11 protein-coding genes are annotated in these 8,160 nt (G+C 42.5%); 2 read left to right on the top strand and 9 right to left on the bottom strand.

Going from position 1 to position 8,160, the window contains the following annotated elements; all coding sequences use genetic code 11:
- Window positions 1-816 (top strand): tetratricopeptide repeat protein (locus WBJ10_RS06055; protein WP_424288624.1); only part of this gene is annotated, 816 nt, incomplete at its 5' end.
- Window positions 817-881: 65 nt separating this feature from the next.
- Here WBJ10_RS06055 and WBJ10_RS06050 read toward each other — a convergent pair.
- The 9 genes from WBJ10_RS06050 to xth form a co-directional block, all read right to left on the bottom strand.
- Window positions 882-1,529, bottom strand: a complete 648-nt coding sequence (locus tag WBJ10_RS06050) for a 1-acyl-sn-glycerol-3-phosphate acyltransferase (protein ID WP_424288623.1) — start codon at window positions 1,527-1,529, stop codon at window positions 882-884.
- On the bottom strand, window positions 1,519-2,346 hold the full coding sequence (locus WBJ10_RS06045; protein ID WP_424288622.1) for an alpha/beta fold hydrolase: 828 nt from the start codon (window positions 2,344-2,346) through the stop codon (window positions 1,519-1,521). Before WBJ10_RS06045 ends, WBJ10_RS06050 begins: the two co-directional genes overlap by 11 nt.
- A complete protein-coding gene (locus WBJ10_RS06040; protein WP_424288621.1) occupies window positions 2,339-2,740 on the bottom strand; it encodes a holo-ACP synthase in 402 nt (133 codons plus the stop codon). Before WBJ10_RS06040 ends, WBJ10_RS06045 begins: the two co-directional genes overlap by 8 nt.
- Window positions 2,730-3,542, bottom strand: coding sequence for an enoyl-ACP reductase FabI (locus tag WBJ10_RS06035; RefSeq protein ID WP_424288620.1), 813 nt, complete (start codon window positions 3,540-3,542; stop codon window positions 2,730-2,732). The genes WBJ10_RS06040 and WBJ10_RS06035 overlap by 11 nt, the downstream gene beginning before the upstream one ends.
- Window positions 3,543-3,544: 2 nt before the next feature.
- Window positions 3,545-4,891, bottom strand: coding sequence for a beta-ketoacyl-[acyl-carrier-protein] synthase family protein (locus WBJ10_RS06030; RefSeq protein WP_424288619.1), 1,347 nt, complete (start codon window positions 4,889-4,891; stop codon window positions 3,545-3,547).
- Between the two features lie 2 nt (window positions 4,892-4,893).
- Window positions 4,894-5,154 carry an acyl carrier protein gene (locus WBJ10_RS06025; protein WP_424288618.1) on the bottom strand — a complete coding sequence of 87 codons (261 nt, stop codon included), beginning with the start codon at window positions 5,152-5,154 and terminating at the stop codon, window positions 4,894-4,896.
- On the bottom strand, window positions 5,154-5,726 hold the full coding sequence (locus WBJ10_RS06020) for a hypothetical protein (protein WP_424288617.1): 573 nt from the start codon (window positions 5,724-5,726) through the stop codon (window positions 5,154-5,156). The genes WBJ10_RS06025 and WBJ10_RS06020 overlap by 1 nt, the downstream gene beginning before the upstream one ends.
- Window positions 5,710-6,432, bottom strand: coding sequence for an SDR family NAD(P)-dependent oxidoreductase (locus WBJ10_RS06015; protein ID WP_424288616.1), 723 nt, complete (start codon window positions 6,430-6,432; stop codon window positions 5,710-5,712). Before WBJ10_RS06015 ends, WBJ10_RS06020 begins: the two co-directional genes overlap by 17 nt.
- An 84-nt stretch (window positions 6,433-6,516) precedes the next feature.
- On the bottom strand, window positions 6,517-7,290 hold the full coding sequence (gene xth, locus WBJ10_RS06010) for an exodeoxyribonuclease III (protein WP_424288615.1): 774 nt from the start codon (window positions 7,288-7,290) through the stop codon (window positions 6,517-6,519).
- A gap of 141 nt (window positions 7,291-7,431) precedes the next feature.
- Between xth and WBJ10_RS06005 the strand changes: the two genes are divergently transcribed.
- Window positions 7,432-8,160, top strand: a 729-nt coding sequence (locus WBJ10_RS06005) for an alkene reductase (protein WP_424288614.1), incomplete at its 3' end; no start/stop codon positions are given.

Raw genomic sequence — 8,160 nt, 5'->3', positions numbered from 1 at the left:
GTCCATAACAAAGCCAATTATAACAAGATCATGAGTTTGACAGCAAGCATGAACGACAGTAGTCTTCTAAAGTCTTATCTGCAGGGCTATGTATCAGCAAGAAGTGCACAAAACGACCGTGCTATCGACTATCTTTTAAAAAGGCCTAAAGGAAGAGATTACATGAATTTCCCGGTTCTCAACTATCATTTGGGAAATGCCAAATTAAACCGGGGAGATAATGATGCTAACATATACCTGATAAATTACCTGAAAGATTATAAAGGAATCAATTATGTGAAAGATGCATACCTAAAACTGGCTTACTACTTTTACCTGCGGGGTGACAATGCCAAATACGCTACTTTCGTGAAGATGGTTAAAACTCAGGGAAGCCTCTATGACGAAAAAGACAAGCAGGCCCTTAAAGAAGCCAATGAAGTGGCGCCAAATAAAGATCTCTTGCAAGCCCGTCTTTATTTTGATGGAGGATATTACCCCAAAGCGCTTGCCGAGCTGACTGGCAAGGATGCTTCCGATTTCAAATTGAAACGTGATCAAATTGAATATTTCTACAGATTGGGGCGAATTTATGATGAGTCAGGTCGCGACACCGATGCGATTGGCAACTACCAGAAAGCGATCAATGCAGGCAAACTCACATCGTATTACTATGCAGCAAATGCGGCATTAAGTATTGGGAACATCTACGAGAAAAGAAGTGATAAATCGAAAGCATCTTCTTTTTACAAACAGGCGATCGCGATGAAGAATCATGAATATGAGAATAGTATTGAGACTAAGGCGAAGGATGGGTTGAAGAGAATGGGGCACTAGAACCAAGAGCCAGGAACCAAGAACTAAGACTAACACACAGAGTAAAGAACTAAGAGCCCGGTCGGCTAGTCTTCGAACGTAAAGCGGAATTGTTTTTTGACCGCGGCTTTATGATGGGCGTTTATTTGTTCACCGAGGGTTTCAAATTTAAAATCATGGTTTGTGCCACAGTCGAGCATGTGGAAAAAGACTGATGGTCGAAGGCTTTCAAAGTATTCGATGAGGTTACTGCTCCAAATCAACTGACAATCCCCTTTAATCTTTGAGACAATATGGTTGATGCCATCTTTCATGACAATAAGGCGAACATGATTGGATTCAAGATTACCCTGAGGATACATTAAGACTACATTGCCGGGAGTATTTAATAACTCAGATGCATAGGCCAGGCTTTCGTTCACTGTTGTAGTTCCCGGAGCGACTGAAAAGCACCCAAAATACTTTAGCCAGGGATTCATCTCCATCTGCTTTTTCAAAACCATAATGTAAAAGCCCTTCAGCTCCTGTTTTTTGTGAATGGCATTCCAACAGAGATAGGCAGCCCAAAAACCATCCCAGAAGCTGAAATGGTTGCACATTAGGAGACAGGAATGGTCTGGTCTAATATCCACCTCGCTAATTCGCAATTTATTGAAGCGCCTTCTTAAAAACCAGCTTAGGAATTTGCCAGTAGCCCTTATCAGCCAAGGTATTTGTTTTGCTTTAATGATCATGAATTATCCGTGAAAGAGCCTGTGCAAAGTTAAGATTGATCATGTCATGATTTTCATTTATTACAAGCTGCCTGGCCAGCTTGATCTTTGGAATTATGGCCTTGCCGATTGCCGGTGGATAATTCCTATCGCGCTCACCGAAAATAAACACACTCCTTATTTGATATTGATTAAGGTTAGCAATAAACTTTTCCGCATTAAGGGTTAAAAAACGCATAAAACTTGCGCTTGCATAAAAGCTAAATCGAAGTTCCGGGGTCCCGACTTCCTTGAAAAGTATATCGTAGCCTTTCTGGTCAATGATTTTTATCTTTTTCAAAACGAATAAAAGTCGCGACATACTGGTATCACTCAGTGCCATCCGCTCCAAAACCTTGTTCCCGATTCGGTTCCCGCTTAAAAAAGTAAGGATCTTGCCCGGCTTTAAACTTGACGGAGCTGCGATAAATAATTCCTCAAGGTATTCCGGCATTTCTTCCACAAGGCTTGTCGCATAATGTGATCCCATGGAATAGGCAATAATCGAAAACCGATCAACTCCGGCATCTTTACAAAAGTCTTTAAATAAATCAGCAAGTTGACCTTTTGAGATGCCCCTCTTTACTGCTTCCACACTTTGATCTGTCAATTTAGTTTTCTTGTGAAAAAACAAGTCGAAACCATAGAAAGTATAGTGATCACCCATAGTTTCTTCCAGCACTTTAAACTGCCTGCCATGCATACCATAACCATGAAAGCAAAACATGCTTTTAGGGCCGGTGCCGAAACGATAGTAGTGCATCTCGACCAGATCATTAGAAAAGTAATGACTAGTCATTTTTTCGTTTTACTAGGACGATAGCAAAGACGTAATCCCCGTCGTGCGTGATACTCAAGCTGATTTCCAGGTCAGAATAGTCTTCGGGCATATTAACCTGTGGTATGCCTGCTATTTTGGAACGGATAATCTCGATATTCTTAAATGCCAGGGGCTGTTTATACAATTGCTTAACCGCTTTGTAAACAGCTTCCTTGGCTGCCCAGGTGGATGCATATCTGAGAATTGCTTGATCAAACTGTTCGCAATACTCCAGCTCATTTAAAGTATAAACTTTGCCTTTAAAAAGCTCATTAAAGGATTTCGAAAAGTCGGGCACAAACACAAGGTCGTTGCCTACGGCGAAATCCTGCAGGGCTAAAGCTAAAACCGAATCTTTAATACTATTCTTCATCGATTGCAATTCCCATAATATTAAATCCACCGTCGACAAAATGGATATTCCCGGTTACTTTGGACGAAAGATCAGAAAAATAATATAAGGCCGTATCAGCCACATCGCCTGCCGTTATGTTTCCAAGCGGTGCTGTCAATTTACCTATTTTGCGGAGTTTTCGAACGCCATTTATCCCACCAGAAGAAGTGGTCATCACTAAGCCTGCGGATATTGCATTGACCCTAATCCCGCTTTTGCGGAAATAACTTGCCAGGTACTGCATGATGTTTTCAAGGGCTGCTTTATTTACTGCCATACCCGCGTATCCCGGAAAAACACGTTGTGAAGCGTTATAGGAAAGGGTTAGAACCGAAGCATTTTTTGCAAATAATGGCTCAGCAACTCTGCAAATCCTCAGCAAAGAGTAGGCACTGATATTAAAAGAGTCCATAAGATCCTCAAAAGGAATATTAATGTAAGACGGGGCTGCCTCATCACTTCCTGGTAAACTGTAGCACATGACGTTCTGACTTGCAAAGGCAACGCCATGGAGGATGTAATCAATTGGCCCTAAACCCTGGTATATTTTGTCCAGAAATTGTTTAATAGCTTCTTCATCACGAATATCCACATGGTCTGCATACGTTACATCCATGCCATGTGCTTCCATAAGATGGAGAACTTCTTCCCGGGTTTCCGGAAGATAATTCATTACCACCTTACAACCCGACTGATGTAATTTGAGCGCTACATGGAATGCTATCGAACTATCATTCCTGACCCCGAATATTACCGCTACTTTGCCTTTATTGTCGATCATGACTAATCTTTTGATACCAGCATCGCGCTATTGGTTCCGCCGAAACCATAGTTCAAACAAGCAATTGTATTTATTTCCTTTTTGAAGCTCTGCATGGGCAGCAAATGCCTGAAATTCTGCAGCGGAGCATTAGGCCCATCCCAATTAGGTGATTTCTGGATATTTTCAAGTTCAGGATTAAGATCAATAGAATTTAGACAGGGCAATACCGCTTGTTCCTTAAGCATAAGTATAGCTGTGATGAACTCCACTGCACCAGCCGCTCCAAGCATATGTCCAAATTGAGATTTTGGAGCTGAAATATGAAAACCATCTTCTCCTAATACATCGACAACACTGAGCAGCTCAATTGGATCACCTGCTGGCGTAGATGTGCCGTGAACTTTTACAACGTCTGGCTTAATTTCTGAACTTCCCAGCAGGCCTTTCCAAAGCCTTCGCTGACCGCCGAACGAAGGATAAAACATATCTCCATCTCCGTCAGAATTATTAAAATAACTATCGATGACACCAAGTATATTAGCGCCCCGGGATTTCGCAGAGTTATACTCTTCCAGACAAACAATACCCGCTCCAAATGAACATACAAAACCATTCCTCTTCATATCAAAAGGCCGTGAACTTTCTTCGGGAGCAAACCCGCGGCTTAAAACCTGCATGCCGTCAAACCCGAATAAGGTTTCAATGGAGGTGGTTTCAATTCCCCCAGCAACGACGCGGTCCTGCATCCCAAATTTTATCAGGCGGTAGGCGTAACCAATATTACCTAAACCTGTAGCACAAGCTGAAACGACAGCTTCGCATACGCCGCGGTTTTTAATCAGACAGGAAACATTTGCAGCTTCACGGTAAACCATTGCCCGGTCAACGGTGTGTGCTCCAGCAGAACGCGATTTTCCCCCTACTTCAAAGATATGGTGCCATGCGGGCCGCAGCAGTGCATGTCCGCAACCACCTGAACCTAAAACCACACCTGTTTTTTCGGACTGGGTTTCTTCGACAGACCAGCCAGCCATCCTGATCGCGTCCATGGTACCAAGCATAGCCCATATACTCCCCATATCCGATGTAGCGAGATTTCCGGGCGGAATTCGATTTAAAAGGTCTACATGTACTTCGGGATAACCTGCAACAATCGTGGAGTAAATTGTTTCAAGGTTCGTTTCCGCATCGGTAATATATCCAGATACTTTCGACCGAACCTGCTTATCAAATGCAAGGGCCTGATCCCAAACCCTGATCAGGCTTTTATTGGAAAAAAGCTTGTCCGAAAAGTCGTTTATATCCGAACAGGTTGGGAAAGCCCCGCCCATTCCGACGACTGCAACTCTTCTTCCTTCTACTTCCATTTTTAAGCTCTATCCTTGACTTTTATGACCAAATCCACGATGTCCTTTACTTTCGATCCCATATCGTCGATATCATCATCTTCGAATTCAACGTCAAATTTCTGTTCAGCTTTAGCAGCAATATTGATCAGTTCGGTCGATGGGGTATTAAGGTCTGCTATGAAGTCGGTCTCCTCAGTAATATTTTCAAGTTTCTCCGGATCGATTGTCCGCACCGTCCTCAAAATTTCAACAAGGCCATTGATAATTTCCTGTCTCTCCATTATTTATCTATTGTAAAAGTTTCTTTTTTTAAAGCCCGGCCGGTAATGTCAAACAGTTCGGCAATCAGGCTGAAGTCCGCGCCAAGATCATAATTATTAAGCTGTGATTCGTTAAAATCCTTGAAATATTTGGTGAGATCCAAATCGGATGGCACTTTATATATTCTCCCATCACTAACCATTTGCCTGAATTTATAAAACTTGATCTTGCCTACACTGACAAATGTTTCGCCCTCTGCCAGGTAATTATGAAAATTCACATTTCCCACACTGATAAACGCAGGAACGAACCGTTCTTTTAGCTGCTCCGGGCTACAATTCAACTTTTTACACTCGAGAAATGTGCCACATGAAACAATGGTAGCCTGTGCAAATGCTTCTATCTGATCGACGCCCCGAAAAACTCCGAAATGGTCCTGTACATCCCTTGATTTAGGCGTATAACTGGCTATAATCCCGATCTTAGGTTCGTGCCAGTGGAAGTTGTCCAGCAATAACTTGGTGGGCCCATGCAGGAGCATCTGTGAAGGCTCAAACCCAACTAAGTTTTCTATATTAAAACAATCCTCCATTCACTTCAATATTACTTCCATTAATATAAGACGCCTTATCAGAAAGCAAGAATGCTACTGTCTCAGCAATTTCTTCTGCTTTCCCGAATCTCCCTGCGGGGATCATTTTCAAATATTTATCCCGGTGCCCTTCCGGTATCTCATCGGTCATAGAAGTTTGAATAAATCCGGGCGATATACTCAAAACCCTGATTTGATGGTCCTGATGAAGCTCCCCCACTTCTTTAGCCAGTGATTTTGAAAATGCAATCAGGCCAGCTTTAGTTGCTGCATAAACCGACTGAAAAGCATTTCCAGATTGAGCAATACAGGAACTCATGTTAAGTATAACACCGCGGCCATTTAAACCAAATATCTTGATGACTGTTTTGGAGATCATAATCGGCGCTTTGAGGTTTACCATGATCATCCTATCAATATCACGCTCCGGCTGAAAAGATAGCGGCTTATCTATTGAAATGCCTGCGTTATTAATTACTGCGTAAAGATCGCTGCCATGCTCTGTTTTCAACCTTTTACAAAATTCAGCCAGCTCTTCCGGAATGCTCAAATCCGCTGCCAGAACAAAGTTCCCTTCCAGGAGTTCGGTAATATTCTCCTCCCTGGAAGCGTGTAAAATCAGGCAGTAATCCTTGTTAAGCTTTCTAGCGATGGCTAAGCCCAAGCCTCTGCTTGCGCCAGTAATTAAGACTTTTGGTTTGTTCACAAATTTGGTATTGGCCTAATCAAGGATTCTTTCAAAAATAGAAATAAGCTTTAACGAAAAAAGGAAAATACAAAGATGCTTTTATTAATCCTCTATTTCAATCCAAACAGGCCCGTGGTCGCTGCTCTTTTCCCAACCCCGCACGTGGCGGTCGACGCCAGCACTTTTAAGCCTTTTATCTATGAGGGGGCTAAGAAGAAAATGATCGATACGGAGACCGGCATCTCTTCCATAAGCATTGCGGAAATAATCCCAAAAAGTATAGATTGTCTGACCCGGATAGAGCTTACGGATAGCATCTGTCCAGCCCTGCTTCATCAGCTTCTGAAAGGCAACGCGGGTTTCAGGTCGAAACAGGGCGTCATCCACCCAGCGCTCGGGTTTATAAGCATCAAGTTCGGTGGGAATCACATTAAAATCTCCGGTAAGAATAACAGGCAGGCCGCTTGAAAACAGCTCTTGCGCGTGAATGTTAAACCGTTCAAACCACTGAAGCTTATAATCGAATTTTGGACCCGGTGCAGGATTTCCATTAGGCAGGTAAAGACAACCTATGACAATATCATTAATCCAGGCTTCGATATAACGGCTGTGACTATCTTCAGGATCACCAGGTAAAACTCTTCTCAACTCCTTTATTTCCATACCACGCGCAAGGATAGCAACCCCATTCCAGCTTTTCTGACCATGCCAGATCGCATTATAACCCGCATCGTTTATAGCTTGCAAAGGAAATTTCTCCTCCGGGGCTTTCAGTTCCTGCAGGCAAACAATGTTTGGTTTTGTTTCCTCGAGCCAGCGGAGCAGTACGGGTAGGCGGCCATTAATACCATTTACATTATATGTGGCAATTCTCATCTTCTACACTTTATAAAGCCAATATCGGGATAAAAAACTAATCTGAAGATGGTCGGTTGAAAGTCATAAGTTCCCGAAATGTCTTTTTAGTGACCAACAATTGGGCACCTTTTAAGTTATTTGTTTAAACATGTAAATCAAATGAACAATACACTATTATTTTCACCATTCAGTTCAAGGTCTTTGAACTTAAAAAACAGAACAGTTATGGCTCCTTTGACCCGGAGCCGGGCAACCTTAGATAATATCCCCACGGATTTAATGGCAACTTACTACGCGCAGCGGTCGGGAGCTGGATTAATTATCACTGAAGGAACATCCCCTTCTCCCAACGGATTAGGTTATTCAAATATTCCGGGAATTTTTAATAATCAACAAGTTGAGGGCTGGAAGAAGATTACTGAAGGCGTACATGAGAAAGGAGGCAAGATATTTATACAATTCATGCATACCGGGCGTGTAGGTCACCAGCTTAATCTACCTGATAGAGCCGAAATACTTGCACCATCTGCCATTGCTGCCGCCGGACAGATTTATACCGTAAAAGAAGGGATGAAAGATCATCCTGTTCCAAGAGCTTTTACAACACAAGAGATCAAAAGTACCATCAACGAATTTGTTGAAGCTGCAAAAAATGCTGTTGAAGCCGGATTCGATGGTGTAGAACTGCATGGAGCTAACGGCTACCTTATTGAACAATTTATTAATCCCGGCACCAACTCAAGGACCGATGAATATGGTGGTAATATTGAAAACAGAAGCCGTTTTCTGCTTGAAATTGTTGAGCAAACAGCAAAGGCTATAGGTAAAGAGAAAATAGGAGTCAGATTTTCTCCTTATGGGATATTCAATGATATGCCAGCCTACGAT

It is taken from the genome of Daejeonella sp. (assembly GCF_049655485.1).
In the GTDB taxonomy this organism is placed as follows: Bacteria; Bacteroidota; Bacteroidia; order Sphingobacteriales; family Sphingobacteriaceae; genus Daejeonella.
This window is presented reverse-complemented; position numbering and strand designations above follow the sequence as displayed.